Raw genomic sequence first — 26,921 nt, 5'->3', positions numbered from 1 at the left:
GGTGCGCGTCAGCTGTCGTCCGGCTCGGCCGCCAGGACGAGCTGGGTGACCGGGGCATTGCCTCCGCTCTCGACCCGCAGCCGGTACAGCCCCGGCGCGGGCAGGGTCACCCGAGCGCCGATCGTATCGTCCTGCCAGCCGAAACGGGGCGTGGCAATCCGCCGGTCGGTCTCGGCGTCGTGGACGCTACAGGTGACGCCCGCGTGCGTGTCCGTACCCGTCAGCCGCACGTTCCAGCCGGCCCCGGCTTCTACGGCATCCGGCACATCGAGACCGATCTGACTCTCGCCCATGGGCGGACCGAGAGGCTCGTCCGGAGAGGTGATCACATTCCGCACGTGACGGATGACGTCACTGTCCCTGGACATCGGACCGTGCTGCAGCGGGAGATGGGTGACCGCGGGGCCGCCGAGGGAACCGGAGTCGCGATACACGGTCCCGTCCCCCGCTAGGTCAACGCGTTGCGGCACACCAACGGCGTCACGAACCAGTTGACCGTCGGAGTGCGTCCGGAAAGTAACGTACTGCGCGTGGACCACCCCCTCCTTCAACCTCATGCTCTGCACGGTCGGCTGAGCCACTCCGACGACGGCCCGGTGACCGGGCAGCGAGCGTCCGTTGAGGCGCATCCACTGCTGGAACTCCTGTGACCGGGCGGCGAGCTCCCTGTCGCCGCCGAGTGCCTCGATATCGCTCGGGGTGAGGCGGCGTACCTCCCGGCTGTCGTCGACGCACCGGAAGCCCGGGAGCAGGTCATGTATACCGGGCAGCGTGGTTGCCAGTGCCTGCATGCGGCGTCGGAGAAGCGCGCCAGGCCCCCGCGCGGCGCGACCGCCTTTGCCGCGGTGACCGTTGAGTATCACGGCAGCTTTGACCGCGCCGTGGAAGGGAGTGCCGAGGGTGATGACCGCGCGGGTGTCCGGTTCAAGATCAGGGGTGTGAGTCAACGCAGCACGGGTCACCAGGCCGCCCATGGAGTGAGCGACGAAGACCAGCTGGGCCGGGCGTTCGTCGGCCCGAAGCCGCCGGATCCGGTCGTGGGCCGGATGCGCACGCCATGCGCTGAGGTGGCGGCGGGCGGCCTCGGCGAGGAGCGCCGCGTTGACGCCGACCGGCAGTCTCCAGTCGTAGGCGAACGCCAGTACCGCCTTGGGATGTGCGACGACCTCACCCACACCGCGCACCAGATCGGTATACGGCTCGAAACCCTGCAGAAACGGTGCCCAACCAACCCGCTCCAGCAGCCCAGTAGCCCGCACCCGGCCGAACCGGCCGTCCTGTTCGTCGGGCGTGAGGTGCAGGGGGAGCATCCCATCGGGTCCTAGCCAGGTATCCGCCATTGACTTGACGCCCAAGCCCCAAATCCGAGCACCTGTCACCGTGTCCTGCAGCGTGCTGCCCATGATCCCGGGAACCACGATCACGGCATCCTGGCTCGTGTCGCGGCCGACGGGCGGAACCGCCGCCCACAGCTCGTCGGATGCGCTGTGGGAGCCGGGTGGCAACTGTCGCGTCATGCCCCAAGACAATAGCCAACCATGCAAGGGAAGTTGGTGAGTTGCGCCGGTTGCCCATCGCTGTATCGGCGCAACCGACTCCCTGCTGGGGCTGCGGCGAACGAGGCCCGATAGAAGGCGCCGGCCAGCACGGTGTTGTGGTCGCGTACTCGGCTCACTGGCCTGGGCGCGCGGCTTGGGCGGGACCGAGTGCTTGGCCGGGTTGTGGCGCATCTGCCAGGAGCGGACCGCGGCGTTCAGCGCGTTGCGCGGGGTGGCCACGACCCGGTAGACGGTGACGCGCCCCGGCTGGTTTTCTGCTGGACGGTGACCCAGTCGTCGATCTGCCTCGGGCGCAGGTCCAGGAGTCGGCAGCGGCCGAAGGCCGGGATCAGGTCCCGCTCGACACAGTCCTCGTACCTGGCACAGGCGTTCGGCGCGAGCACCTTCTTCTTCGCCGCCAGCCACTCCCGCAGGCAACTCGTCACGGGGGTACGACTGACTTCATACACCCCGCGGCTCACCATCGACGAGGTCGACCGGGGAAGACATGTTCAAGACGGCACGCCGCTTTCAGAGCACGCTTCGCGGGTGGTGAGTAGGCGGCCTCGATCAGCCTGCGGCGATCTGGGCGGCCAGAGGCCTGCGGCCCCGGCTGTGGTCGCCGACTGTGGTCGCCGACTGCAACGGATGCTGACGGGCCGCCGGATTGCCGCTGCGCGCGTCGGTCCCGGCCGGGCTGCTGATCAAGGACGGGCAGCCCGGCTTCCTGATTGTGGTCAGGACTTGAGGTCGTAGGCCACGGTGACGGGGGCGTGGTCGGACCAGCGTTCGGCGTGCGTGTCGGCGCGCTCGACGTAGGCCTCGACCGCCTTGGCGGCGAGGCCGGGGGTGGCGACCTGGAGGTCGATGGGCCAGCGGAACGACACCTTTTCGAAAAAGGTCCACCCGTTCGAGTGCAGCTTGTTCGAGGGTGCCTGCTGGCCTTGGAGGTAGGGGGAGGCCCATGGGCATCATGACGGTTTCGGCGCCGGTTCGGGCGGTGGTTGGTTCGCGTATCGGTTGTGCGCGGATTGTCACCACCGCATAACAGTCGGCGATGGTCAAGGAGCGGCACAGGATCGGGCCCACCGGCCGGGACCGCGCGGCGAAACCCCGGACGGACATCGCTCCGTGTGAGAGGTTCGCCCGTTCGGCTCAGCGAGGATGACGGCCAGGAGACGGCGCCCGGAGACCTTCCTAACGTTGGACCCCGGGAGGCTGCATCCCCCGCGGAGCCCGGCCGAGGACCTCTCGCCCGTCGGCCACCGCTCACGCCGAACCCGGCAGTCGACTTCCACCGTGACCACGCAGGGTCCGGGTCGAAGGAGATGAAGGACATGAACACCACGCGCACCGCCCGCACGCCCGCGACACCCGCACTGAACGGGTGCCGGACATCACGCCGCCGCCTTCGGGCACGGATCGGGCTCGCCGCGACCGCCACGGCCCTGTCGCTGCTGCCGATCGCCCCGTCCACCGCCAGCGCGGCACCCCACCTCCCGCTCACACAGATCGTGCGGGAGGCCAAGGTGAAGGCGCAGCAGGAGCACCCCGGCTCGCAGTTCTACGACGCGGACGCCGTCCTGCTGACACCCACGACCAACCCCAATGACGTCCAGGCCTGGTGGATCCGCTTCCGGGCCAAGGGCTCGGAGCCGTCCTTCCAGTACAAGTACTCGACCACCGGTCAGTACCAGAGCACGCAGCCGTGGAGCGTCCCGATCGGGATCCAGGCCATCTCCCCGTTCACCATGACGGAGGTCCAGGCCCACGATCTGGCCGTCAAGGCCGGGCACACCGGCGCGTTCAAGCCCCTGTACCTCAATGAGCCGGTCGTGCAGAACCCGCATCCCACCTACTACTTCTGCATTCCCAGCGAGGGCAGGACGGTGGCGGTGGACACCGTGACGGGCCACGTCACCACGCCGTGGTCGTGCTAGTGACCACGGTGTGAGCCCTGTTCGGTGGCCGTCACCCAGCGGGGGTGACGGCCATCGGCGGCCGGCAAGGGCCGCCGGCCTGGAGCGCGAAGGGCCGCCGCCGCACGGACCGGCCAGAACGCTGCCCTTGCCGAAAACGTCATCCGCTCTGATCAGGCAGCATGTTGGTACTCATGGAGGAGGCCGCCGAGTCGGTCGCGTCGGCGTATGTCGAGGCGGGCGATTTGCCCTGGATCGGTGATCGGTTGGGGGAGTGGGTGGGGTGGGCGGGCGTTGGCGATGCCCTGGTGTGGCCGGTGCCCGTTGTAGAACGTCTCGAACTCGCGCAGGGAGTGCGGGAGATGGCGCTGGTCCCAGATCAGTGTCCGGTCCAGTAGTTCTCGCCTGCAGGTTTGTACCCGGCGCTCCATGATGGAGTTCATTCTCGGCATCCGGACGCCGCCGAGTACCACCTCGATGCCCGCGTCCTCGAGTACCTCGTCGAACAGCTGCGGGAGCTTCCCGTCCCGGTCCCGGATCAGAAAGCGGGCCCGGCAGCCGGCGTCCTCAAGATCCATGGCGAGATTCCTCGCCGTCTGGGCCACCCAGGCTGCGGTCGGATGCGCGGTCACGCCCAGGACCCGGATACGGCGGCTGGCGTGTTCGATCACCGCGAACACGTACAACCGGGCCCCGGACAGGGTGACTGTCTCGAAGAAGTCGCATGCGAGGAGCGCGTCGGCCTGGGAGCGCAGAAAGTCCGCGCACGTGGTGGAGGTCCGCTCGGGTGACGGCGGGATCCGGGCCTTCTGGAGGATCTCCCACACTGTGGACGCGGCCACCTTCACGCCGAGGACGAGAAGCTCGCCGTGAAGGCGGCGGTACCCCCACCCCGGATTCTCTGCGGCCAGGCGCAGGAGCAGGGCGCGGATGGAGCGTACGGTACGCGGCCGCCCTCGCGTGCCGGGCCCATGGCATCCGGGCCCGGATCCGCTACGGGGCGAGTGAGCCGCTGAGCTGGAGGGTCGTGTGGTCGGACGCCACACTCAGGGAGGTGGTCACCTCCCCGTCCGTCCGGCGCGGGACCATGGGCGAGACCTGGGCGGACTGCCCGTACGCCGCGAACTGGCTCTGGACCCAGGACTTCCGCTCGTCACCGGCGTGGCCGTCCAGGATGAGGTCGAAGCCCTGCACCAGGGTGGCCGCCATCGCCGCGGACGGTGCCCCGTTCGCGGCGAGGACGATGTTCCTGGGCCGGCCGTCCCCGTCGGCCTGGATCATGACGATCAGGCTGTACGCCTCGGGGAACTCCTTCAGCGCCTCGTACCGGACGTGGCCGGGCAGCCCGGCGCTGACGGCTCGGATCTGCTGGACGTGGAACTCCAGCCCCCACCGCTGCTTCAGCCGTTCGGCCACGGTGTCGGCCTTGGGGCCCGGGAGGGCCGAACCCCGCCAGTACGGCGTCTGCTCAGCCATCGGCACCGCTTCCGGCGGCTGGACAGCCGTCGGCTGGGCCCCGGTCCCCGGCAGGGGCACGGACGGGGTGGGAACGGCGGTCGGCCGCTCGCCGGCCGGTGCGGTCGGCGCGGCTCCCGGATCGGCCGCCGAGCCGGCCGCCGGACTGGCCGCCGACGAGGCCGGACCGGAGGCGCCGTGCGCCGGTGACGACACTGTGCCTGACGCCTGTCGGGATTCCCCGGTCGCCGCGTTCGGCGGCTTCGGGCCGGAGGAGCACCCGGCGATCGGGAGCGCCACCACCAGGAGCAGGGTTGACAGCGCCACCGGGGACCGGCGCCTTCGGTACGTCACGTGATCAGCCTTTCGGATGCTGGCCGGGAAGGGCATCGATCCGGCGGCGGGGTTGCCGGTCGGCGAGGGCGGAGCCCTCGTGTCCGGTCGGGACGTGTCGGGTCAGGGGGTGAAGGCGACCGCGTCGATCGCGATGTCCGGCCCGCTGAAGCCGCCCGTGTCGACCAGGTTGCTCATCTGGACTCGAGCGCCGGAGCACAACAGCATGTTTCCGGTGCCGAGTTGGTACCAGCCCTGCCCCGCCGTCTTGGTCTGCGACTGGTCCAGGTAGTAGGTGCTCGGGATGAGGCCCTGTCCCATCGTGCCGCAGCCCGAGTAGATGTAGTACGGCACGTTGGTCGCCTGGGCCCCGTGGGTGGGGAGGTGGATGAAGATCTTGTAGGCGGGCAGCGTCAGCTCGGGAGTCCAGGTCGCCACGACCTTGTGCGAGATGTTCTTCGGGATCTGGGGCGGCGACTTGTACCAGCCGTAGTTCGCGTACTGCGGCTGCGTGACGGTCCCGTTGTCGTAGGTGTGGGTGAAGTACATCCGGCCGCCGTAGCCGGCGCCGAACTGGTGGAGGTCGATCTGGGCCAGGTAGGCGGCGTGGGAGTAGTTGTCGCCTGTGCGCAGGGTGAACTTGCTCTCGTCGTCCTGGATCCGCCTGTTGCAGCCGTAGGCGTTCTTCGCCGGGCTGAGCTGGGTGTACACCACCCTGGTCTGGGCCGCGTCCCAGCTCGGCGGCAGCGTGCAGTCCGGACTGGGGTAGCGTGCGACCATCGCGGGTTCCGGGTCCGACGTCGTGTGGGCGAGCCGCTGGATGCTCGCGTTCACGTCCATTGGGGCGCCGATCCAGGAGACCGCGGGTCCGTGCCACCAGCAGGTGCTGTTCAGTGCCGGGCACCCGGTGCCGGGGGTGCAGTTGTTCCCGGAGCCGCAGAACAGTCCGTAGTTGGTGGACAGGTTGAGCGAGTGTAGGTATGAGTAGGTGGGTTGGAGGTAGGCCATCGCGCCCTTGTAGTCGTTCTGCGGGCGCTCCGCCCAGCCGAGCACCCGCTCCTGGTACGGCCACTGCGAGGGCTTCGCGGCGTCCGCGTAGGAGGCCCGCAGGAACGGCTGGCGGTTGGCCGGGTAGATCGGGTTGGACGGGTTGTTGAGGTAGCCCAGCCCCCAGCCGGCCGGGTCGCCGCCCTGGACGTAGAAGCCGGTGTTGTAGGCCCAGAGCGCCAGGTACCAGTTCTCGATGTACCGCGGGTCACCGCCGTTGGGCAGCAGGCCGGCCGTGCGCACCTGCTCCCACTTGCCCTCGAGCATCTGCAGGGCCGCCGCGATGTTGGCGGCGTAGTCCGTCACGATCGCGGACTTCTGCGCCGCGCTCCAGGTCGTCGTGTCGGTGGCGGTCATGCCGGTGGTGATCTGGCCGATGCCGTAGCCGCAGTCCGCTTTGCTGTAGTTGATGGCGACCGGGACGGTCCGGCCCGCGGCGGCGTCGGCGCTGCTCCGAAGCAGGTTGTCGTTGCCGTAGTAAACGCCGGTCGCTGGGTTCCCCGCGTCGCCGGCCACCGCGTGAAAGGTCGCCTGGGACAGGTTGCTCTCCTGCGCGATCAGGCCGAGCAGCACCTGCGCGGGGACCAGGCCCTTCTCCTTCTGCGGGCCCAGGCCGGGCTCGGGGAACATCCCCTGGGGTGTGTACGCCGGCTGGCCGGCGCCCAGGTAGTTCGCCGGCCGCTGGACGTTCAGGCTGTTGGTGACGGCCCGGTCGACCGCCCACTGGACCATGGCCGGGGTCGGCTGCATGGCCTGGGCGTTCGGGTCGTTCCGCTTCACGGCACACTTGGGGGTGGCCCACTTGGCCTCGGTGGCCGGATCCGTGCTCACCAGGCCGCCGGTGACGTCACCCCAGGTGGAGCCGTCCTCCGAGGTGAGCGCGGCGACGCTCCCGGGAGCGCCGCCGACCGTCCTGTCCTCCGGTGCGGCCTGCCCCTCGGTGCTCGCCGTCGTGCCGGCGGCGTCGCCGGTCAGCAGGGTCGGTGCGGCGGGGTCGGTGGTCACGGTCCCGTCGGACCGGGCGCCGCTGTGCACCGCGCGCACGCTCGCCCTGATCTGCTGCGCGGCCGCGTCGAGCGGTTCGCCGTGCGCGGCAACCCGGTTGACCCAGGCCGGTTCGACGCTCTCGGCCAGCAGGTGGCCCTGCTGGGACACCGCCGTGACCTGCTGATCGGTGGCCAGTGCGGCCGGGGCGCCGGGCGCGTCCTAGCCCGCCCGTCGGGCGATCGAGCGTGACGATGCGGCGGTCGAGGTGTGGAAGAAGGAGACCTGGCCGCGGGTAAGAGCATTGCGGCGGAGCTCGGAGCCTGGCTGGTCTTCGAGGACGAAGCCGGGCAGTCGATGACGCCGCCGCGCGCCAGGACATGGGGCCGGATCGGGCAGACGCCCGTGGTGCGGGTTCGCGGCCGGGGCTCGGGCCGGGTCTCGATGGCGGGCATGACCTGCTACAAGCCGGGCGAGCGGTCCCGGCTGATCTACGCGATCCGCGAGTACCGGGGCCGCAAGGGCCAGCCGAAGGGCTTCGGCTGGCGCGACTTCCGCGACCTGATCATCCGCGCCCGCACCCAGCTTGGCGGCCCGATCGTCCTCGTGCGGGACAACGCCCGCCTCCACCTGACCAAGCCGCTGCGGGACTTCATCGAGGCGAACGCCGAGTGGCTCACCGTGTTCCAGCTGCCCACCTACGCACCGGACCTGAACCCGCAGGAGGGCATCTGGCCGCTGGTCAAGCGCGACATCGGCAACCTCGCCGCCGCCGACCTCGGCCAGATCACCAGGGCCGTGAAACACCGCCTCAAGCAGATCCAGTACCGCCCGGACCTGGTCGACGGGTGCCTCGCCGGCACCGGCCTGATCATGGACGGCTGACCGACATCACCCATTCAAGTTCAGTAGTTGTTCAGCTTGAATACCGCTGTGACGGGCGCGTGGTCGGACCAGCGTTCGGCATGGGAGGCTGCTCGTTCGACGTAGGCCTCGACGCATTTCTCAGCGAGGTTTCTAGTAGAGACAACTAGGTCAATTCTCCAGCCGGAGTCGTTGTCGAAGGCACGGCCGCGGTAGGACCACCAGGAGTACGGGCCGGTGCGGTCGGGGTGGAGGGCGCGGACCACGTCGACGTAGCCGGCCTCGTCGTAGACCCGGCTGAGCCAGGCGCGTTCCTCGGGGAGGAAGCCGGCCGACTTCTGGTTGGCCTTCCAGTTCTTCAGGTCCTCGGGGCGGTGGGCGATGTTCCAGTCGCCGCAGACCACGACCTCGCGGCCGGCTGCGGCCGCCCGGGTGCGCAGCTTGCCGAGGTGGACCAGGAACTCCGCCATGAAGCGTTCCTTCTCCTCCTGGCGTTCGGTGCCGACCTCGCCGGAGGGGAGGTAGAGGCTGGCGACGGTCAGCCCCGGCAGGTCGATTTCGGCATACCTGCCCGAATTGTCGAATTCCGCCGACTCGAAGCCGATCGCCGTACGCTCCGGCTCCCGCCGTGACAGCACCGCCACTCCGGCCCGGCCCTTGGTGGCGGCCGGCGCCCACAGCGCGTGCCAGCCGTCCAGGTCGCGCAGTTCGGCGGGCAGCTGCCCGGGCTCGGAGCGCACTTCCTGCAGGCAGACCACGTCCGCCTCGGTGGCCGACAGCCACTCGGTGAAGCCCTTCTTGGCCGCCGCCCGGATTCCGTTCACATTCACACTCGTCACCACGATCACCCGAGCAGCCTATCGAGCGCCACGGCCCCGTCCGACGACCGACGCGTCGGATGTGGAGCTGTCGTGAACGCGGCATGAATCTGCGCGACAACGGCACCAACCCGGCCATTGGTCTTGACCATCTCCGGACGCAGCCCCTAGGGTCGCTTACTGCAAGGACCTTTAATAAAGAAGGACGGATAAAGCCCGCTCTCCCACCTGCCGCAACAGCGGACAGCGGGTCGGGTCCGCCCTCCTGCGGCAGGGCGAAAGAATCAGGGTGGAGGACACGGTGGGGACGACAGGACAGCTCACGGCAGTTCCGGAACCGAAGTACTGGCACCTGCGCACGGTGCTGCTCCGCGCCATCGGCACGGAGTTCTCCACCGGCCAGGTCCTTCCCAACGAGCGTGAGCTCTCCGCCCGCTTCGGCGTGGCCCGGGCCACCCTGCGCCAGGCGCTCGACCAGCTGGAGCTGGAGGGCCGGCTGGTCCGCCGCCGCGGCATCGGCACCCTGATCGCCGCCCCCCGGGTCGGCGTCCCGGTCAACCGGCACGAGGAGGGCTGGCCCGGCACCGCCCGCAGCCAGGCCTGGCGCAGCGTGGACTGCACCACCGCCCCCGCCTCCGCCCAGCTCGCCAGGAGCCTGGGTATCGCCGAGGGCGCCACCGTGCACACCGTCCGCCGGGTGCGCATCGTCCAGGGCCAGAACATGGCCACCGAGTCGCTGCACGTCCCCGCCGCCGTGCTGCCGCACCTGCCCGGTTTCCGTGCCGAGAGCGACCGCGCCCGCTCGGTGCTGCGCCAGCTGGAGCGCCTGGAGGTGGACGGCGAGTCCCGCTCGGTCGAGCTCGGCGTCGCCGAGGCCGAGCAGGCCGCCCTGCTGGAGCGCCCGCCGGGCTCGCCGGTCCTGGTGATGACCACCCAGTACGCCTCGGCCGGCCGGCTGGTGGCGCTCGCGGTCTCCACCTACCGCGCAGACACCTGCAAGCTGACCTTCGGCGAGACCGGCCTCGTCGAGGTCACCCCCGTCGGTGCGACCGCCGAGGTCCGCACCGCTTCCTGAACCACTTTTCCGAACACCCTCAGGCCCAGGCCCGGACGCTCCTCGAGCGCCCGGGCCTGGGCCGTTTGTGCGGGCGAAGGCGCCGGGACGACAATGGCCGCGGGGAGAGGGGGTGGTGATGAGCCGACTTGACGACCTGTGGGCCGAGGGTTGGGCACCGGCCTGGGAGGGGTTGTTCCGGGCGGACGGGCGGTCGAGGGACGCCGACGTCGCAGGCCCGGACCTGGACGGCTTCGAACTCGGCGAGGAGGTCGACCTGGAGGAGCTGATGGAGGAACACCCCGAAGCCCTGACCTCGGTCAGTGTCTTCGTCGAGGCTGTGTTGCCGGACGGCTCGGGCTCCCTCTGCGGTGGAGGGGGGTCGCACGGGTCGGAGGGCCTCTTCGCCCGGTTCGATGTGGACCGGAAGCTGGTCTGGCTGCTGCACCTCGGCGAGTCCAACGAGTTCGTCCGGATCACCGTCGACTGGCCGGTGGCGAGCTTCACCAACAATCTGGGCAACTCGATCACCATCGACCTCACCGGCCCCGACCATGCGGTGGGCCGCTGATCAGCTCCGGCCGCCGCCGCTGCTGGGCGGGTCCACGGCGAAGAGCTGTTCCTCGACGTGGTCCAGGCCCACCCGGAGGGCGCCCATGGCGACCACCTCGGAGCCCAGGGCGGCCAGGGCCACCTCGGGGGCGCGCAGGGTGAACTGGGCGAGGCGTTCGCGCAGGGGCTCCAGGACGCCGTCCAGACCGGCGGCCCAGCCGCCGACCACCACCAGCTGCGGGTCGATCGCCAGCACCAGGGCCGCGACGCTCTGCACCAGCCTGGTCAGGAAGCGGTCCATCGCGACCTGCGCGACCTCGTCGCCCTCCCGGGCCAGCCGCAGCACCCGGGCGACGGCCGCCTCGTCCAGCGGGTTGAGCGGCTTGCCGGTGGTGGAGAGCAGCCGTTCGGGCGTGACCTCCTGTCCGAGCAGGTGCAGCGCGCCGATCTCGCCCGCGGCGCCGCCGAAACCGCGGTGCAGCTTGCCGTTGATCAGCGAGCCGGCGCCCGGGCTCAGCCCGGCCATCACGAAGACGACGTCACCCATGCCGACCGCGGCGCCCTGCCAGTGCTCGGCGATGGCGGCCAGGTTGGCGTCGTTCTCGATGAGGACCGGGCAGCGGAACGAGCGGCGCAGCCGCGCGCCCAGGTCCAGGCCGGTCCAGCCCGGCATCGCGGTGCCCAGCCGGACGGTGCCGTCCCGGTCGAGGATGCCCGGGGTGCCGACACCGACGGCCCACAGGTTGTCCCGGGAGATCCCGGCCTTGCGCAGCACCTCGGCGACCACGCTGCGGACGGCGGTCAGCCGGTCCTCCGCCTCCAGGGTCTCGTCGACGGGTCTGAAATGGCTGCCCACCACCTCGCCGGTGAGGTCGGCGAGGATGACGCGGATGTCGTGGACACCGATCTCGATGCCGAGGATGTGCCCGGCCTCGGCGCGGAACCGGAACCAGCGGGCCGGCCGCCCCCGGCGGCCGCCGCCGGGCTGGCCGCCGTTCTGCGGCTGGTCGACCTCGGCCACCAGGCCGGTCTCGACCAGTCCCTCGATCACTCCCTCCACCGTCGGCCGGGACAGTCCGGTGTCCCCGACCAGCTGAGTGAGGGTCACCGCGTGGCCGGTCCGCAACGCCCGGAGCGTGACCGCCGCGTTGATCCGTCGCAGCAGTGAGGAGTCTCCTCCGGTGAGCCGATCCGCCAAGACGATGCCCTTCGCCGTGCGCGCGACAGCCCTGGCGCGCGTTGTCGAGTGCGCGGTGACCACCCTGATGGCCCGCGTGAGTCCGCCGCCCGGAACGCGGGCACGACAGCGCTGGGCCGCCTGCGCCAGGGCCGGAGGGCATGTGCCGGATGCTACCCGGGCCCGGGCCGGGTGGGCGAGCATCTTCGCAGCTCACCCGGGCTTCGGTATCGAAATGGTACGCATCGGGTGGCAGCGCGTAATCCAGCTTTCAACCAGGACCAGGCCCACCGGGAGGCGGGCGGCACCCGGGCAGGACCCGGGCGGGTGAGCCCCGCGGCGCGTGGGCGGGACGCCGGGGCCATCATGGGACGGGGCGGACAGGAAAGGGCTGTGCGATGGAGCTGTTCCCGCCGATTCCGCTGGCCGAGTGGCAGGACACCAAGGAGACCTTGCACCGCTTCGCGCAAGTGGTGGGCAAGATCCGGCTGGCCGCCAGTGTGCGCCGCAACCACTGGTGGAACGTACCGTTCCATCTGACCGGCCGGGGGCTCACCACCCGGCCGACCGGGCGGGCCGACGGCGGCCCGGTCTTCACGCTCGACTTCGACTTCGTCGGCCACCGGCTGGTGGCCACCGCGCCGGACGGGCGGGAGGTGTCCTTCCCGCTGCCGGGCCAGTCCGTGGCCTCGTTCCACCGGAACACGCTGGCGGCCCTCGACGCGCTGGGCGCCCGGGTGGAGATCGCGCGGCCCCGGCCCTTCGGCCTGCCCGACGCGGGCCGGCCGTTCGCCGAGGACACCGAGCACGCGACGTACGACCCGACGCACGCCAACCGCTACTGGCGGGTGCTCAGCCAGGTGGCGCTGGTCCTGGAGGAGTTCGCGGCGGGCTTCTCCGGGAAGTCCAGCCCGGTGCACCACTTCTGGCACACCTTCGACGTCGCCCACACCCGGTTCTCCGAGCGCCACGTCGAGCCGCCGCCGCAGGCCGACCCGGTGACCCGCGAGGCGTACTCGCGGGAGGTGATCAGCTTCGGGTTCTGGTTCGGGGACGACAGCTTCGCCGAGCCCGCCTTCTACGCGTACACCGCGCCCGAGCCGCCCGGGCTGGACGCCGAGCCGCTCAGCCCCCCGGCCGCCCGCTGGGTACCGCGCAACGGCAGCCATCTGGCCGTCCTGAGCTACGAGGACGCCCGCGCCGAACGCGATCCGAGGGCGGCGGTGCTCGCCTTCTACGAGAGCGCGTACCAGGCCGGGGCCCGCCGCGCGGGCTGGGACGTCGCCGCCCTGGCCTGCCCGGGCGGGATCACCGACCCGCGTCCGCCGGCCCCGGGGTGCTGAGGCCCGGCGGGACGGCTACCGGGTGCTGCGGCCGGCCCCGCCGAGCAGAGCGGCGGCGGCCACCGCCGTCAGCACACCGCCGGCCAGCACGCCGCGCCGGGAGCCGCAGGACAGCACCGACCACCGGGACCGGGCGGACAGCAGCGAGCCGAGGCTGAGCCAGGACCCGGCCGACAGCAGGGAGAGCGCCGAACCGACGGAGCCGACCGACAGCACGCTGCCGACCGAGCCCACCGACAGGACGGACCCGACCGATCCGATCGAGAGGGTCGAGCCGACCGATCCGATCGAGAGGGCCGAGCCGACCGATCCGATCGAGAGGGCCGAGCCGACCGATCCGATCGAGAGGGCCGAGCCGATCGAACCGATCGACAGCAAGGAGTCCGTGGCGCACGGCGCCGACGAGGTTCCGGAGCAGGCGGCGAACGCGGAGAGCTCGGAGAGCTTGGGGAGTTGCGGCATGGGGTCGATCCTAGGGCGTGTCTGACGATTCCCGCCGGGTGCCCGAGCGGGAGGCGGGCTCCGGGAGCTGGCACTCCGTCACCTCGGGTGGCCCGGCGAGGTCCTATGCTGCGGGCATGCCGAACGAGATCCGCACCCTCCAGCCAGGCACGACCCTGGCGTCGGACAGCGGCTTCGTGCGACGGGAGACCGGTCTGACGGCCGTTCCCTTCGTTCCCGAGGTCCGTCTGCACATGGCCGACGACGCCATCGCCCTCTGGGAGACGACGGAGGCTGCGCGAGGTGAGATCGGCCTGCCGCCGCCGTTCTGGGCGTTCGCGTGGGCCGGCGGCGTGGCCGTCGCCCGGTATGTCCTGGACCATCCCGAATCGGTGGCCGGGAAGACGGTGCTCGACCTGGCGGCGGGGTCCGGTCTGGTCGGCATCGCGGCCGCGATGCGCGGCGCGACGGCCGTCCGGGCCGCCGAGATCGACGCCTACGCGGTGGCCGCCATCGGGATCAACGCCGAGGCGAACGGCGTCCGGATCGACGCGGCGGTCGAGGACCTCCTCGACGGTGACGGCGGCCCGGCCGAGGTGGTCCTCGCGGGGGACGTCTTCTACGAGCGGGCGATGGCCGCGCGCTTCCTTCCGTTCCTGGAACGGGCCCGGGCCAGGGGCGCCCGCGTCATCGTCGGCGACCCGGGCCGGGCGTACCTCCCGCGCGACCGCTTCACCGCCCTGGCCGCCTACGACGTACCGGTCGTCGCGGACCTGGAGGACGCCGACCTCAAGACCACGACCGTCTGGCAGCTCGCCCCGGTGTGATGCCCGCGCGCCTGACGCCCTCGCGGGGGTGAGGGCCGGGCTCAGGGCAGGAGGGAACGGGCGACGCGGAATCCCACGTCGTCGACCCGGAAGGTGGGGTGGCTGCGGCGCCGCACGGAGGCCCGGCAGCTCCAGTGCTCGTCGAACCAGCCGCCGCCGCGCAGCACCCGGTAGGCGCCGTAGACCTCGGCGTCGTAGACGTCCCAGCACCAGTCCCAGGCGTTGCCGAGCATGTCGTGGAAGCCCCACGGGTTGGGCCGCTTGCCGCCCACGTCGTGGATCCGCTCGTCCGAGTTGCCGCGGTACCAGGCGATGTCGTCGAGCGGCCCGTAGCGCGGTCCCGCCGTACCGGCGCGGCAGGCGTGCTCCCATTCGGCCTCGGTCGGCAGCCGGTAGCCGTCGGCCGACGCGTCCCATTCGACACCGTCACCGCTGCCGTCGCTCTCGCCACCCTCGCCGTCGGGGCCCAGGAGGTAGGCGGGCGTCAGCGCGTCGCGCCGGGACAGGGCGTTGCAGAACCGGAGCGCGTCCCACCAGGAGACACCCTCGACGGGCAGCCGGTCGCCCCGGGCGGTGCCCGGCCGCAGGCCGGTGATCTCGGCGTACCGGGCCTGGGTGACCTGGACCGCCGAGAGCTCGTAGGGTGCGAGGTCGACGCTCCAACTGCGTTCCGTCCGCCGGTCGGACAGTGTCACCCGCCCCGGTGGGACGGAGATCATCTCGGCTTCTGCGCGCGCGCTCATGAGCAGGTGATCCTATCGGGTCGGCTGGACCCCGGCTCCGTGCGAGAACGTGGTGCTGCTCGGGCAGTGCGCGGACGCCGACCACCGCGAGTTGCCGGCGTGGCCCCATTGGGCGTTGAAGAACCTCTACGGGCCGGTCGGCGTGATGTTCGGCAAGTTCGTCAAGGGGGCTGTCGAGACCAGCCGTGTCGGGCACGACATCCCGGCGGCCCCGTTCTCGTTTCTCCCCGTACGAGCGGCCGTCCGGCCCCTGGACCCGAAGTTCCTGACGAACACACCCGACCTCGCGGCGGCGGTGGCCGGGGCCCGTGGACGATGGCCGCGACGTGTTCGAGCACATCCCTTGCGATTGGAAGGCAGTGAGAGAATGGGCGAGTTCACTTCCGAGGCCGCTGAAGCGCTGAAGGCCGCGGAGGCCGTCTACGGGCCGCTGGAGTTGGAGGAGATCAGCAACCGGCGGGGCTCAGCGGTCTGGAAGGCGACCGGTCCGCAGGGCGTGGCGAGCATCAAGCTCGGCACTGGCGAGGCCGCCGAGGTCACGGCGCGCGAAGCCTCCGTGCTGGACCGGCTTCCCGGTTACACCGTGACCGCCGGTCGCTTCGACAACGGCGTCTGGTACGTCACCCCGTGGCTGGCCGGGCCGTCCACCTGGGACGTCTTCCGCCCCATGCGCAAGGGCGATGGCGGGCGGCCCGAGGCCCTTGCCGCTGCGGTAGGGCTTTGCCGAGCCGTGGCCGCCCTCCACGCCGAGGGGTGGGTGCACGGCGACCTCCAGCCCCAGCACGGCATCCACAGCGAGGACGGGACGGTGCGCCTCCTCGACTTCGCCTGGTCCCGGCGGGTCGGCATCACTCCGTGGACGACGTTCGACGGGACGATGGTCCACCTCACCGCCCCCGAGCTGGCCGCCCGGATCATCACCGGCCCCCAGCCGGTCGACACGACACAGGCCGCCGACGTGTACGCCCTCGCCGGCACCCTGTGGACGTGTGTCACGGGCAAGTGGCCGCTGGACTACGAGGCCGCCGGACTCGGCCAGAGGGCGCCGGTGGAGGAGATGCGCAAGGCCATCGCCACCAGAGGCGTCCCGATGTCCGCCGTGATGCCCTGGCCCGCCCTCCAGGCCCGGCTGCGGTACGTCCTGCTGGCCGAGCCCGACGACAGGCCGACCGCCGCCCAACTGGCCGACCTCGTTCAAGCGGTGGACGCGTGATCGAACTGCGGGAGCTGACCCCGGACGACGCCACCGCCCTCCAACGCATCTACAGCCCGGAATCGACCGGGTTCGAGGTCTGGCGGCGCCGGCTGACCCTCGACATCCGTGTGTTCGACCGCCACTGACCACCTCGCACCCCCGCTGGCTTCCCGCGCGACCGCTTCACCGCCCTGGCCGCCTACGACGTACCGGTCGTCGCGGATCTGGAGGACACCGACCTCAAGACCACGACCGTCTGGCAGCTCGCCCCGGCGTGATGCCCTCGCGCCTGACGCCCTCACGGGGTGAGGGTCCGGGCTCAGGGCAGGAGGGAACGGGCGACGCGGAAGTCCACGTCGTCGACCCGGATCGGGTCGGCTGGATCCCGGCTCCGTCCGGAGCGGTCAGAGCGAGGTGCCGATCGGGACCGCGTGGGGGCGCAACCACTCGGCGAGAGCGGTGAAGTCGGCGTCGGTGAGGCCCCGGTGGGGGTCGACGCGGTGGAGCAGGGCGTCTCCCCGGTGGTGGGCGCGGACCCAGGCGCGGTCGGTGTCGGTGATCTCGTCGTCGACCCAGGCGAAGGGGCGCCCCGCGGCCCGGGTGACGAGGGCGCGGGTCTTCCAGTGCAGCCCGGTCCGTTCGTCCAGGCCGTCGGCTGCGGACGGTTCCGGCCACTCCACCACCGGCAGCCGGGGCAGACCGAGCCGCGGTGCGACGCACTCGTTCGCGTCGTCGAGCCAGGTCGTTGCCCAGATCAATCGGCAGGGCAGCGCCGCGAGCCGGGGGCCGTGGGCGGGATTGATCCGGGCCAGCAGTGGATTGGGCTCCGGCGTGTCGGGCTCCGTCGGCCAGGTGGGGTACCCGTCCGGCAGTTGCTCCGGCGTCGCGCCGAAGGGAATGAGGGGGCCGTCGACATCGAGGAAGAGCAGCGGCTGCGAAGAGCGCGTGGAACCGGTCACGGCCGCAGGATAACGGCGGCCGCCATCGTCGGTACGCCTCCCGGGGGTTGGCCCGTCGAACCGGTGACGGGACGGGCCCGGGCGTGCGCCACGCGACCGGCCATGACGAACCGGCAGCGGATGATGGCCGACGACGGATGCCCGGTTCCGGGCGGCGCGGACGGGCCGGCGGTCGAGGGGCTCGGCCGGGAACTGGCCGGGATGCCGCGGTCGCCCGATCGACTCGTGCGTGACGGGCAGGCGTTCACCGTGCTGTCCGAGTGGGTCCCGAGCCTGCCCGACCGGCTCTCGGCCGGCTGCATACCGTCGCGCACGGTGCGGACCCGCTCGGCGCGTTCGGGCTGTGCGCCGAGGTGGACCCGGCGCGGACCGGGAGGCGGCGGTGGTGACCCTGCCGCACCGGGAGGCCCTGCGGGAACGGCTCGCCGAGATCCTGGCCGTCATCGCCCCCTTCACCGGCTGATCCCGGGAGGCGGGCGGACGGCGACGTCCCCACCGCCGCGCCCGCACCCCGGGGGCCGTCTCCGGGGTACGCCCGCTACGGCAGGGTGTAGACCTGGCCGGTCTGGGCGCCCTCGACGGAGCGGACGTACGCCTGGGCGACCAGGGCGAGATCGACCGACGGCATGCCGGGGAAGAAGGACTCGTAGTCCGCGAGGCTCTCGGTGAAGACCGTCGGGCTGACGGCGTTGACGCGCTGCGGGGCGATCTCGATGGCGGCCGCCCGGACGAACGCCTCCACCGCGCCGTTGGCCATCGATGCGGCGCTCGCCGTGGGGACGGGCTCGCGGGACAGCACCCCGGTGATCAGGGTGAAGGAGCCCCGTTCGGCGATCCGGGAGGTGCCCTGGCGGACCAGCTCGATCTGGCTGAGCGCCTTGCCCCGGAACGCGGCCTGGTAGTCGGCGGGCGTCATCTCGGTGACGGGCTTGTAGGGGACCTCGCCGGCGGCGCTGACCACCGCGTCCACCCGGCCGACCGCCTGGTACAGGGCCGTGACCTGCGTGGGGTCGGTGATGTCGTGGCGCAGATCGCCGCCGGTGCGGCCGACGGTGACGACCTCGTGGCCGCGGCCGGACAGGGTCTCGCGGACGGCCGTGCCGAGCTTTCCGGTGGCGCCGATGAGCAGAATCTTCATGCCCGTGACGCTAGGTCCCGCCGGTCCCGGGAGGGAAATACCCGCCGCGCGGTACTTATGCTTGGCGGTTATGAACGGCTTGCCGGAGGTGAAGGGCGCGGCGGTGGCGAACGTGGAGCTGCGCCATCTGCGGGCCCTCGCCGCGATCGGTGACGAGGGGACCATCACCGACGCCGCGATCGCCCTGGGGATCAGCCAGCCCGCGCTGTCCCGCACCCTGGACCAGCTGGAGCGGCGCCTCGGCACCCGCCTGGTCGAACGCACCACCCGCCGGCTGGCCCTCACCGAGGCCGGAACGCGCCTGTGGGAACACGCCCACCGCATCCTCAACCAGCTGGACGACGCGCTGGCCGAGGCCACCACGCGGCCGCGCCCGCTGCGGGTCGCGTTCGCCTGGGCGGCGCTCGGCCGCCACACCGTCCCCCTGCTGCGCGCCTGGCGCGAGCAGCACCCCGACACCCCCGTCCAGGTCCTGAGCCACGACGATCCCGAGGCCGCCCTGCGCCGGGGAGAGGCCGACGCGGCCTTCCTCCGGACGAAACCGGCGGCCGACACCGGGCTGGCCGTTCTGGCGCTGGTGCGCGAGGCCCGCCTGGCCGCGGTGCACGACGGACACCCGCTCGCCGGCCGCGACGGCGTGCGGCTGGCCGACCTCGCGGACCAGCCGGTGGTGCTGTGCGCCACGGCCGCGACCACCGGCGCGGATCTGTGGCCCACCGCCCGGCGCCCGTACACCTTCGCGGTCCCGGGCGTCGCCGAATGGCTCACCGCCATTGCCACGGGCGAGGCCGTCGGAGTCACCGCGGAGGGCACCGGGCACAGCCATCCGCACCCCGGCATCCGCTATCTCCCGCTCACCGACGCGGATCCCGTGACGGTCTACCTGGTCCGGCCCCGCACCCCGACACACCCCGCCACCGAGGCCTTCCTCGCCCAGGCGGTGCGCAGCACGGAACAGGGGAGCGCGGCCGACACCCGTCAGACGTGGACCTCTCCTCCGGGAGCGGCCTCCGCGGGCGAAGGAGGAAGCGGGCCGGCCCGTGGCGGAAAACCTTGGCGGGAATGGCCTGAATCGCGCATATGATCGACCGGTGAATCGCGAGGTCATTGACACCATTCCCGTCTTCTGGACGGAAGCCCCCGGGCCGCTCGAGGCCATCCTGATGTTCGGCTGCGGCGCGCGGGACGAGACCATGCGCACCCTCGGTGTGACCCACCTGGTCGAGCACCTCGCGATGAGCACCCTGCCCAGACTGCACCACGACCACAACGCCTCGGTCGACCTGGCGCTCACCCAGTTCACCTGCTCCGGACGGCCGGAACAGGTGGTCGAGTTCCTGGCCCGGGTCTGCGAGGCGCTCACCGCCCTGCCGGTGGAACGGATCGAGCAGGAGTCCGGCGTCCTGGCGGCCGAGGACGGCCGGGTCGCCGACCCGCAGACCGGCGAACTGCTCTCCCACCGCTACGGCGTGCAGGGCCTGGGCCTGGCCGCCTACCGCGGCCCCGGTGCCGACCGGATCCCCCTCGACGCCGTCCGGGAGACCGTCACCCGCTACTTCCACGCCGGAAACGCGGCCCTCGTACTCACCGGCCCCCCGCCGGCCGGGCTCAGGCTGCCGCTGCCCGCCGGGGAGCGCCCCGACCGCGGCCCCGCCCAGACCGCGCTGCACACCGGCCCCTCGTGGCGTCAGGAGGACGTCCCCGGCCCCGGACTCGCCCTGCACGGGGACCTCAACGACCCCGCGCTGCTGCTGGCCGTCAAGGTCCTCGCCCACCGCCTGCGGGAGACCGTCCGTCACCAGCACGGCCTCTCCTACGACGTCGACAGCTCCGCCGTCTTCGCCGGCCCCGGCCACGGCGAGCGCACCATCTGCCTCGACGCCCGCGAGGGCCAGGAGCAGCGGGTCACCGAACTGCTCTGGCGGGAGGCGCTGCGCCTCGCCCGTGACGGCGTGACCGAGGACGAGCTCGCGGAGGAACTGGAAGGCGCGCGCGAGGCCTGGAACGACCCCCGCTCCACCGCGTACGAACTCGGTGAGGCCGCCGCCGACCTCCTGCTCGGCGACGACTACCAGGACGCCGCGACCAGGCTCGACACCCTGGCCGGGGTGACCCCGGGACAGGTGCGGCAGGCGCTGGCGGACGCGCTGCGTACGGCGCTGCTGGTGGTCCCGTGCGACACCGAGGTGGACCTGGTGCAGCCGGACGGCATCGGGCTGCCGCGGTACCTCTGCGGGCAGGGTGTCGAACTCCCCGCCGGCGGCCAGGTGTTCAGGCCGCCGCTGGCCGACCGGCTGCGGTACTCCGGGGCGCGCAAGGCCCGGCTGGTGGTCGACGACGCCGGGGTCTGGGTGCGTCAGCCGGACGGTGAGGTCCACCATGTGCCGTTCGACGAGGTCGTGGGGGTGGAGATGCGGGGCCCGGGCCGGGTGGTCTTCGGGCGCAGCACCTGCTTCGTCCCCGTGGTGCCGGAGCTGTTCGCGAACCTCGGCCCGGCCGTCCGGGCCATCGACGCCCGGGTCCCCGCGCACCTGATCTACGCCGCGTCCGCGTTCCGTCCCGCCGACTGACTGACTGACCGACCGGCCGGCCTTTACCGCGCGGCCCGCGCATCCCTTGTCGAGAGAACCTCCATGCCCACGTACGCAGCCATCACCTCCGCTCCCGCCGACCAGGTCCTGACCGCGCTGAAGCGCTCCAAGTCCGGCGGCTACCTCTACGCCGGTACCCCGGGTACCGCCGTCCTGTTCGACCCGCCGAAGCCCCGGTTCGGCCGGATCTCGCGCGGTCGTCTGCGCGACGCCCCCTGGGCGCTCGCGGTCGACACGAAGACCGCGGTCTGGTTGCTGGAAGGGACCGACTGGGGCGCCTGCGCCACGGTGTGCTTTCCCGGCGGGGGCTTCGAGCAGATCGGCTGGGCCGCCGACTGGACCCCGCCCACCGACCCGGCGGAGCTCGCCGCCCACCGGGACGCCTGGACCAAGGAGTGCGACAAGATCGCCCGCAAGGCCGGTCTGGCCGAGCCCGGTGTGCTCGCCGAGGTCCGCAACGACCCGGGCCCGGACGGCACCCGGCCCAGCACCGAGGACGTTCTGCGTCGGCTCTGCGCGCTGGTCGGGGCGCCGGAGACGGTGGTCGGGCAGTCGCTGTTCGCCCAGGCGGGGCCCGCCGGGCGGGACTTCGTGCGGTTCGAGGCCAAGGGGCGGTAGCCCGGGCCCGGCTCCGGTCCGGCCCTGGTTCCGCCCCGGTTCGGCCTTGGTTCGGTCCTGGGTCGGGGGGTGGTTCCACCACCGTTTCCGAAGGACCGTTAGCATGCCCAGCACGGCTTGCCGATGCGGCAGTTGGTTGTGGGATCAACCGGGAACACAGGAGCGTGAAGATGCCGGACACGGGCTCGACAGCACAGCCGCCGAAGGACGACCACTGGCCGGCCGTCGATCTGCGGATGGATGTTCCGCACTCGGCCCGGGTCTACGACTACCTCATCGGCGGCAAGACCAACTTCGAGGCGGACCGGGTGGCCGCCCACGCCTCCGTGCAGGCGTGGCCGGCCCTCCCGGTCTCGATGCGGACCACCCGCACCTTCATGCAGCGCGTGGTCCGCCACCTCACCGAGCAGCACGGGATCCGCCAGTTCCTGGACATCGGCACCGGCATCCCCACCTCGCCCAACGTGCACGAGATCGCCCAGGGCATCGCCCCCGAGTCGCGGGTCGCCTACGTCGACAACGACCCGATCGTGCTGACCCACGCGCGGGCCCTGATGTCGAGCAACCCCCAGGGCAGGACCTGTTACATCGACGCCGACCTCCGCGACGTCGACTCGATCATCGGCTCGCCTCGGCTGCGCGAGGTGCTGGACCTGACGCAGCCGGTGGCGCTCTCCCTGATCGCGATCGTGCACTTCGTGCTCGACGAGGACGACCCGCAGGGCATCGTGCGGCGGTTCATGGACCAACTGGCCCCCGGCAGCGTCCTGGCGCTGACCGTCTTCACCGGTGACACCGACCCGGTGGGCGTCGGCGGCGTCGGCCGTGAGTACAACGCGCGCGGCATCCCCCTGCAGATCCGTGACAAGAAGGAGGCCCTCGCCTTCTTCGACGGGTACGACCTGCTCGACCCCGGGGTGACGCTGGTCCACCACTGGCGGCCCGACCAGGACGCCGCGCCGGTGCGGGACCAGGACATCGCGATGTACGGCGGAGTGGCCGTCAAGCGCTGACCGGGCCGTCGGCGTACGCCCCGGCCGCCCCCGCCGCCCGCCGTCAGGGCCGGGGTGCGGTCGGCGCCCGTCCTCCCGGAACCCCCTACCCCCGCTTCGCGTAGCGGCTGGTGGGGCGGGGGAGGCCGAGGTGGGCGCGGAGGGTGTCGGTCCCGTAGGCGGTGCGGAAGGCCCGGCGGCGGCGGAGTTCGGGGACGAGGGCGCGGGTGACGCCGGTGAGGTCGTGGGGGAGTGCGCCCGGGCGGAGCCGGAAGCCGTCCAGCCCGGCCTCGTGCCGGTCGAGGAGCAGGTCGGCGAGTTCGGACGGGGTGCCGGTGAAGACCTCGGCGTCGGAGGTGAACGGCGCGCCGTCCAGGTCGTCCAGCCGCTCCTTGCGCAGGGCGGCGGCGCCCGGCCGCTCGTCCAGGAACACGACGAGGTCGGCGAAGACCTTGAGGGGCAGGTCGGCGGGCCGCCGGACGGCGGCCTTCGCCGCCTCGACCTCGCCGAGGACCGCCGCCGTGCCCGCCCGCGAGTGCGGCGTGACGAAGACGACGTCGGCGCCGGTCGCCGCCAGCCGGTACGGCACCCCCGCGTGCGCGAGGACGGCGACCACGGGCTGGCCCTGCGGCGGGCGCGGGGTGACGGACGGGCCGCGGACGTCGAAGTGCTCGCCGGTGAAGTCGATGTAGTGCAGCCTGTCGCGGTCGAGGAACCGGCCGGTGGCGGCGGACCGGATCTCCGCGTCGTCCTCCCAGCTGTCCCAGAGCCGCCGTACCACCTCGACCACGTCCGCCGCCTCGTCGAACAGCGGGCGCAGGCGTGCCGCGATCAGCTCCGGGTCACGGACGTCGTCGGCGGTGAGCTGCGGCAGGGTCCGGCGGCCGAAGTGCGCGGCGTCGTCCGCGCGGGAGGAGAGCTGCGGCCGCCACCCGGCCCGGCCCCGGCTGGCGAAGTCGAGGGTGGCGATGCCGGCGGAGAGGTGGAACGGCTCGGTGTGGGTGACGTTGGTGGTCGGGACCAGCCCGATCCGCGAGGTGAGCGGGGCGACCCGGGCCGCCACGAGCACGGCGTCCAGCCGGCCCCGGACCTGGTCGGTCCGGTCGTCCGGGCCGATCGGGCTGCCGGACTGCAGGGCGAGGGTGTCCTCGAAGGTGACGAAGTCGAGCAGGCCGTGCTCGGCCTCGGCGGCCAGACCGGCCCAGTACCGGGCGGTGAACAGCCCGCCCGGGTCGGCGTCCGGTGCGCGCCACGCGGCCGGGTGCCAGCCGGCGCCGTCCAGGGCCACGGCGAGGTGCGGGGGCGGGGTCACGAGGTCGTCTCCCGGGTGTCGGCGGTGCGCGGCGGCTTCAGCCCGAGGTGGTCGCGGAGCGTGGTGCCGGTGTAGTCGGTGCGGTACACGCCCTTCTCCTGGAGCAGCGGGACGACCCGGTCGACGAGTTCGTCCAGCCCGCCCGGGGTGAGGTGCGGGGTGAAGACGAAGCCGTCGGAGCCGTCGTTCTGTACGAACTCGTCCATCGCGTCGGCGACTTCGCGGGCCGTGCCGATGAACGTCTGACGCCCGGTGACCTCGGTGACCAGCTCCCGGATGCTCAGCCCGCGGGACTCGGCCAGCTCCCGCCACTGCCTGGCGGTCGCGACGCGGTCGGTGCGGAACAGCGCGTGGCCCTTGAGGAGGAGGCTCTCCGGGTCGGGCTCGACGGCGGGCAGCGGCCCGTCCGGGTCGTAGGAGGAGAGATCGCGGCCCCAGACCGCCTCCAGATAGGCCAGCGCCGTCTGCGGGCCGATCTGGGCCCGGCGCAGTTCGGCGGCGCGCTCGTGCGCCTCCTCCGTGGTGTCGCCGAGCACGTACGTCACGGCGGGCAGGATCGTCAGGTCCTCCGGTGCGCGGCCGTGAGTGGCGAGCCGGCCCTTGACGTCCCGGTAGAAGGCGCGGGACTCCTCGGGCCTGCTGTACCGGCTGAAGATGACGTCGGCGTCGGCGGCGGCGAACTCCCGGCCCTCCGGGGAGTCGCCGGCCTGGATGATCACCGGGTGGCCCTGTGGCGGGCGCGGCGTGTTGAACCGCCCGGCGATGTCGAAGTGCTTTCCCCGGTGGGAGAATTCGCCGGCGCCCGGAGCGACGAACCGGCCGGCCGCGGCGTCCGCCCGGAGGTCGTCCGCCGCCCAGCTGTCCCACAACTCGCGTGCGGTGTGCAGGAACTCCGCGGCCCGGGTGTACCGGTCCGACTCCGCGAGGAAGCCGCCCCGGCGGAAGTTCTCGCCGGTGAAGGTGTCGAAGCTGGTCACCACGTTCCACGCGGCCCGCCCGTCGCTGAGGTGGTCCAGGCTGGCCAGCCGCCGCGCCACCTCGTACGGCTCGTTGAAGGTGGAGTTGACGGTCGCGGCGAGCCCGAGCCGGGTGGTGACGGCCGCCAGCGCGCTCAGCACGGTCAGCGACTCCGGCCGGCCGGCCACGTCGAGGTCGTAGATCGCGCCCTTGTGCTCGCGCAGCCGCAGCCCCTCGGCGAGGAAGAAGAAGTCGAACTTCCCCCGCTCGGCGGTGCGTGCCAGGTGCAGGAAGGAGTCGAACTCGATCTGGCTCCGCGAGCGTGGATCGGACCAGACGGTGGTGGTGCCGATCCCGGGAAAGAACGCGGCGAGGTGAATCTGCTTGCCGGGCATGACGGTTGAGCGCCTCCTGTCAGCAGGGCTGTGAGGACTCGCCAATCCTGCAAGCGGGGGAGGGGCGGGGCAACCGATGAAATCAACTGTTCACGGACGGACATGATGTTGTGTGCGGGCCCCGCCGCGCGGCGGCGGCTCGCGGGCGGGGCCCCGCCCCCACGGGGCGGTCAGGGCAGCCGGACGACGACCTCCGGGTTGGCCGGGGACGGGCCGTCGAGGAGCGGCTGGGCGATGCCCTTCAGGGACTGGTCGAAGAAGGCCGCGACACAGGTCCGGGTGAGCTGCTCCGCACGCTCCGGGGAGATCTCGTCCGGGTCGCCCACGCCCACCAGCGCGGCGAGGATCGGCAGGTCGGTGAAGCTGCCGTGGTTGGTGCCGTTGACGGAGAGCCAGCGCCGCCAGCCGTCCAGGCTCGTCCAGGTGTGCTGCCAGGACTGGTCCTGGCCGCTGGTCTCCTCGCCGAGCATCAGGAAGGGGCGGCCGTTCAGGCCCTGGGCGGGGACCTCGTCCCAGAAGGTGCCGTCCATGTTCACCCCGGCCCGCACCCGGTTGTCGGCCGCCATGGTGGTGAGCGTGGCGGCCCCGCCGGCCGAGTGGCCGGCCATGCCGATCCGGGTGGTGTCGATCATCCGCGCGTACTGCCAGCCCGGGTGGCGGCCGGTGAGCCGGTCGAGCACGAAGGAGACGTCCTTGGCCCGGCTCCCGGTGATGGCGGTCTCTCCGCCGGCCGGCGGCTGTTCGCAGATCGCGCAGGTGAGCGTCCGCCCGTCCGGGAAGCTGATGCCGGCGGCCTCGTAGGTGTGGTCGACCAGCGCCACGACGTACCCGCGGCTGGCCAGGTCCTCGGCGAGGCCGGTGAGCGTGGCCCGGGGCAGGGTGAAGCCGGGGGAGAGCACCACCAGCGGGAACCTGCCCGGCGCCGGGCGGGCGTCGGGGTGCGCCCAGGTGCGGACGGCGGCGAGCCGCTCGGGCGGGAAGCCCGAGCCGGGGACCTTCTCCTGGAGCAGGAGCCGCGCCTCCTCGGTGGTCAGATAGGGGGCGGGTGGCCCGCCGGTGCCGGGCCGGGCCGGGTAGTACATCGACACCATCAGCTCCCGGGCCCCGGCCGCGGGCACCCACGGGTCCTGGCGCTGCTCGTCGACGAGGTGCAGGGTGCCGCGGCCGACGGCGTGCGGGCCTGTCGGGCGGGGCAGCCGGGCCTGCGCGGCGGAGGGGTCGGACACCTCCGAGGCAGCGGACACGGTGGCGGACGTGACCGGGGCGGCGGGCGCGGGGGCGGCGAAGGCGGCGCTCGCGCCGATCAGCGGCAGGGGGAGGGCGAGCGCGACGACGACGGCCAGGGCGGTACGGCGGATTCTGGTCATGACGATCACGCTAGGCGGCCGGACCGGGCCCGGCATCGCCTCACAGGGGGAGCCCGGCGTCCTCCTGCGCGCTGACGAAGGATCATCTCCCGGGCGTACGGAGGAAGTTGCATCGCAGGTGAGAAGCCTCGGGGTTCGAGCGCACTCGAACCCCGAGGGCTGCCGCGCGCCGCCGGTGGCCCGCGCGGCGGGAACTGCCAGACAAGCCCTAGGCCCAATGCCGGTGACTTAATTCGTGTCTCGCTTGGTGATCGTGACGGTGGCTGGTTGGGGTGGTGGCCAGTTGCGGTGTTGGGCGCGTT

General features: G+C 72.2%; 26 protein-coding genes and 2 pseudogenes. 13 read left to right on the top strand and 15 right to left on the bottom strand.

Annotation, left to right across the window (positions count from 1 at the left end):
* Positions 1-8 precede the first annotated feature (8 nt).
* From ACIO5D_RS35815 to ACIO5D_RS35805, 3 genes and pseudogenes are all read right to left on the bottom strand, one after another.
* A complete protein-coding gene (locus ACIO5D_RS35815; protein ID WP_400656808.1) occupies positions 9-1,517 on the bottom strand; it encodes a hypothetical protein in 1,509 nt (502 codons plus the stop codon).
* Positions 1,518-1,753: 236 nt separating this feature from the next.
* Positions 1,754-1,984: a hypothetical protein gene (locus ACIO5D_RS35810; RefSeq protein ID WP_400656806.1), complete on the bottom strand. Its 231-nt coding sequence runs from the start codon at positions 1,982-1,984 to the stop codon at positions 1,754-1,756.
* A 291-nt stretch (positions 1,985-2,275) separates the two neighbouring features.
* Positions 2,276-2,413: pseudogene (locus ACIO5D_RS35805) on the bottom strand (exodeoxyribonuclease III); the annotation flags it as partial.
* Between the two features lie 462 nt (positions 2,414-2,875).
* Here ACIO5D_RS35805 and ACIO5D_RS35800 point away from each other — a divergent pair.
* Positions 2,876-3,478, top strand: a complete 603-nt coding sequence (locus tag ACIO5D_RS35800; RefSeq protein ID WP_400656804.1) for a hypothetical protein — start codon at positions 2,876-2,878, stop codon at positions 3,476-3,478.
* 152 nt (positions 3,479-3,630) lie between these two features.
* On the opposite strand, the pseudogene ACIO5D_RS35795 reads toward ACIO5D_RS35800, so the two are convergent.
* Both ACIO5D_RS35795 and ACIO5D_RS35790 read right to left on the bottom strand, forming a co-directional pair.
* Positions 3,631-4,425, bottom strand: a pseudogene (locus ACIO5D_RS35795) (integrase core domain-containing protein); the annotation flags it as partial.
* A gap of 25 nt (positions 4,426-4,450) precedes the next feature.
* Positions 4,451-4,933, bottom strand: coding sequence for a hypothetical protein (locus ACIO5D_RS35790; protein WP_400763549.1), 483 nt, complete (start codon positions 4,931-4,933; stop codon positions 4,451-4,453).
* Between the two features lie 67 nt (positions 4,934-5,000).
* Between ACIO5D_RS35790 and ACIO5D_RS35785 the strand changes: the two genes are divergently transcribed.
* Positions 5,001-5,270: a hypothetical protein gene (locus tag ACIO5D_RS35785; protein WP_400656800.1), complete on the top strand. Its 270-nt coding sequence runs from the start codon at positions 5,001-5,003 to the stop codon at positions 5,268-5,270.
* Between the two features lie 98 nt (positions 5,271-5,368).
* On the opposite strand, the gene ACIO5D_RS35780 is transcribed toward ACIO5D_RS35785, so the two are convergent.
* On the bottom strand, positions 5,369-7,447 hold the full coding sequence (locus tag ACIO5D_RS35780) for a hypothetical protein (protein WP_400800299.1): 2,079 nt from the start codon (positions 7,445-7,447) through the stop codon (positions 5,369-5,371).
* A gap of 186 nt (positions 7,448-7,633) precedes the next feature.
* On the opposite strand from ACIO5D_RS35780, the gene ACIO5D_RS35775 reads away from it, so the two are divergent.
* Complete coding sequence (locus ACIO5D_RS35775; RefSeq protein ID WP_400800371.1) at positions 7,634-8,161, top strand: transposase; 528 nt, start codon at positions 7,634-7,636, stop codon at positions 8,159-8,161.
* A gap of 20 nt (positions 8,162-8,181) precedes the next feature.
* Here the strand turns inward: ACIO5D_RS35775 and ACIO5D_RS35770 are convergent, their stop codons facing one another.
* Complete coding sequence (locus ACIO5D_RS35770) at positions 8,182-8,988, bottom strand: exodeoxyribonuclease III (protein ID WP_400800296.1); 807 nt, start codon at positions 8,986-8,988, stop codon at positions 8,182-8,184.
* Between the two features lie 271 nt (positions 8,989-9,259).
* On the opposite strand from ACIO5D_RS35770, the gene ACIO5D_RS35765 reads away from it, so the two are divergent.
* Together ACIO5D_RS35765 and ACIO5D_RS35760 are read left to right on the top strand one after the other, a co-directional pair.
* A complete protein-coding gene (locus ACIO5D_RS35765) occupies positions 9,260-10,033 on the top strand; it encodes a GntR family transcriptional regulator (protein ID WP_363611897.1) in 774 nt (257 codons plus the stop codon).
* A gap of 118 nt (positions 10,034-10,151) precedes the next feature.
* The gene (locus ACIO5D_RS35760; protein ID WP_400800293.1) at positions 10,152-10,583 is read left to right on the top strand and encodes a hypothetical protein; all 432 of its coding nucleotides are present in this window, start codon (positions 10,152-10,154) and stop codon (positions 10,581-10,583) included.
* Here ACIO5D_RS35760 and ACIO5D_RS35755 read toward each other — a convergent pair whose 3' ends face one another.
* Positions 10,584-11,762 (bottom strand): ROK family protein, encoded by a 1,179-nt coding sequence (locus ACIO5D_RS35755; protein ID WP_363611812.1) that lies wholly within the window; start codon positions 11,760-11,762, stop codon positions 10,584-10,586. It lies immediately after the preceding gene.
* A 377-nt stretch (positions 11,763-12,139) separates the two neighbouring features.
* Between ACIO5D_RS35755 and ACIO5D_RS35750 the strand changes: the two genes are divergently transcribed.
* On the top strand, positions 12,140-13,084 hold the full coding sequence (locus tag ACIO5D_RS35750) for a DUF5996 family protein (protein ID WP_400763569.1): 945 nt from the start codon (positions 12,140-12,142) through the stop codon (positions 13,082-13,084).
* A 15-nt stretch (positions 13,085-13,099) separates the two neighbouring features.
* Here ACIO5D_RS35750 and ACIO5D_RS35745 read toward each other — a convergent pair whose 3' ends face one another.
* Entirely contained in the window at positions 13,100-13,426 is a 327-nt protein-coding gene (locus tag ACIO5D_RS35745) for a hypothetical protein (RefSeq protein ID WP_400800368.1), read from the bottom strand.
* A gap of 236 nt (positions 13,427-13,662) precedes the next feature.
* Between ACIO5D_RS35745 and ACIO5D_RS35740 the strand changes: the two genes are divergently transcribed.
* Positions 13,663-14,352 (top strand): 50S ribosomal protein L11 methyltransferase, encoded by a 690-nt coding sequence (locus tag ACIO5D_RS35740; protein ID WP_363611808.1) that lies wholly within the window; start codon positions 13,663-13,665, stop codon positions 14,350-14,352.
* A 41-nt stretch (positions 14,353-14,393) separates the two neighbouring features.
* Here ACIO5D_RS35740 and ACIO5D_RS35735 read toward each other — a convergent pair whose 3' ends face one another.
* Positions 14,394-15,095, bottom strand: a complete 702-nt coding sequence (locus tag ACIO5D_RS35735) for a formylglycine-generating enzyme family protein (protein WP_400800289.1) — start codon at positions 15,093-15,095, stop codon at positions 14,394-14,396.
* A 367-nt stretch (positions 15,096-15,462) separates the two neighbouring features.
* Here ACIO5D_RS35735 and ACIO5D_RS35730 point away from each other — a divergent pair, with 367 nt between their 5' ends.
* On the top strand, positions 15,463-16,308 hold the full coding sequence (locus ACIO5D_RS35730) for a protein kinase (RefSeq protein WP_400800287.1): 846 nt from the start codon (positions 15,463-15,465) through the stop codon (positions 16,306-16,308).
* Positions 16,305-16,436 carry a hypothetical protein gene (locus ACIO5D_RS35725; protein ID WP_400656779.1) on the top strand — a complete coding sequence of 44 codons (132 nt, stop codon included), beginning with the start codon at positions 16,305-16,307 and terminating at the stop codon, positions 16,434-16,436. Before ACIO5D_RS35730 ends, ACIO5D_RS35725 begins: the two co-directional genes overlap by 4 nt.
* 258 nt (positions 16,437-16,694) lie before the next feature.
* Here the strand turns inward: ACIO5D_RS35725 and ACIO5D_RS35720 are convergent, their stop codons facing one another.
* Together ACIO5D_RS35720 and ACIO5D_RS35715 are read right to left on the bottom strand one after the other, a co-directional pair.
* Positions 16,695-17,249 carry an HAD domain-containing protein gene (locus ACIO5D_RS35720; RefSeq protein WP_400800284.1) on the bottom strand — a complete coding sequence of 185 codons (555 nt, stop codon included), beginning with the start codon at positions 17,247-17,249 and terminating at the stop codon, positions 16,695-16,697.
* A gap of 538 nt (positions 17,250-17,787) precedes the next feature.
* The gene (locus tag ACIO5D_RS35715) at positions 17,788-18,387 is read right to left on the bottom strand and encodes a short chain dehydrogenase (protein WP_400800281.1); all 600 of its coding nucleotides are present in this window, start codon (positions 18,385-18,387) and stop codon (positions 17,788-17,790) included.
* Between the two features lie 70 nt (positions 18,388-18,457).
* Here ACIO5D_RS35715 and ACIO5D_RS35710 point away from each other — a divergent pair, with 70 nt between their 5' ends.
* The 4 genes from ACIO5D_RS35710 (at position 18,458) to ACIO5D_RS35695 (ending at position 22,609) form a co-directional block, all read left to right on the top strand.
* On the top strand, positions 18,458-19,471 hold the full coding sequence (locus ACIO5D_RS35710; RefSeq protein WP_400800279.1) for a LysR family transcriptional regulator: 1,014 nt from the start codon (positions 18,458-18,460) through the stop codon (positions 19,469-19,471).
* A gap of 7 nt (positions 19,472-19,478) precedes the next feature.
* A complete protein-coding gene (locus ACIO5D_RS35705; RefSeq protein WP_400800276.1) occupies positions 19,479-20,957 on the top strand; it encodes a M16 family metallopeptidase in 1,479 nt (492 codons plus the stop codon).
* 63 nt (positions 20,958-21,020) lie between these two features.
* Positions 21,021-21,596 (top strand): hypothetical protein, encoded by a 576-nt coding sequence (locus tag ACIO5D_RS35700; protein WP_400763585.1) that lies wholly within the window; start codon positions 21,021-21,023, stop codon positions 21,594-21,596.
* A 170-nt stretch (positions 21,597-21,766) separates the two neighbouring features.
* Positions 21,767-22,609, top strand: coding sequence for an SAM-dependent methyltransferase (locus ACIO5D_RS35695; protein ID WP_400800273.1), 843 nt, complete (start codon positions 21,767-21,769; stop codon positions 22,607-22,609).
* An 85-nt stretch (positions 22,610-22,694) separates the two neighbouring features.
* On the opposite strand, the gene ACIO5D_RS35690 is transcribed toward ACIO5D_RS35695, so the two are convergent.
* The 3 genes from ACIO5D_RS35690 to ACIO5D_RS35680 form a co-directional block, all read right to left on the bottom strand.
* Positions 22,695-23,900 carry an LLM class flavin-dependent oxidoreductase gene (locus ACIO5D_RS35690; RefSeq protein ID WP_363615050.1) on the bottom strand — a complete coding sequence of 402 codons (1,206 nt, stop codon included), beginning with the start codon at positions 23,898-23,900 and terminating at the stop codon, positions 22,695-22,697.
* Entirely contained in the window at positions 23,897-25,252 is a 1,356-nt protein-coding gene (locus ACIO5D_RS35685) for an NtaA/DmoA family FMN-dependent monooxygenase (RefSeq protein ID WP_400800270.1), read from the bottom strand. The genes ACIO5D_RS35690 and ACIO5D_RS35685 overlap by 4 nt, the downstream gene beginning before the upstream one ends.
* 170 nt (positions 25,253-25,422) lie before the next feature.
* On the bottom strand, positions 25,423-26,619 hold the full coding sequence (locus tag ACIO5D_RS35680; RefSeq protein WP_400800267.1) for an alpha/beta hydrolase family protein: 1,197 nt from the start codon (positions 26,617-26,619) through the stop codon (positions 25,423-25,425).
* Positions 26,620-26,921 lie beyond the last annotated feature (302 nt).

The sequence above is a fragment of the Kitasatospora sp. NPDC087315 genome, from assembly GCF_044744345.1.
In the GTDB taxonomy this organism is placed as follows: domain Bacteria; phylum Actinomycetota; class Actinomycetes; order Streptomycetales; family Streptomycetaceae; genus Kitasatospora.
This window is presented reverse-complemented; position numbering and strand designations above follow the sequence as displayed.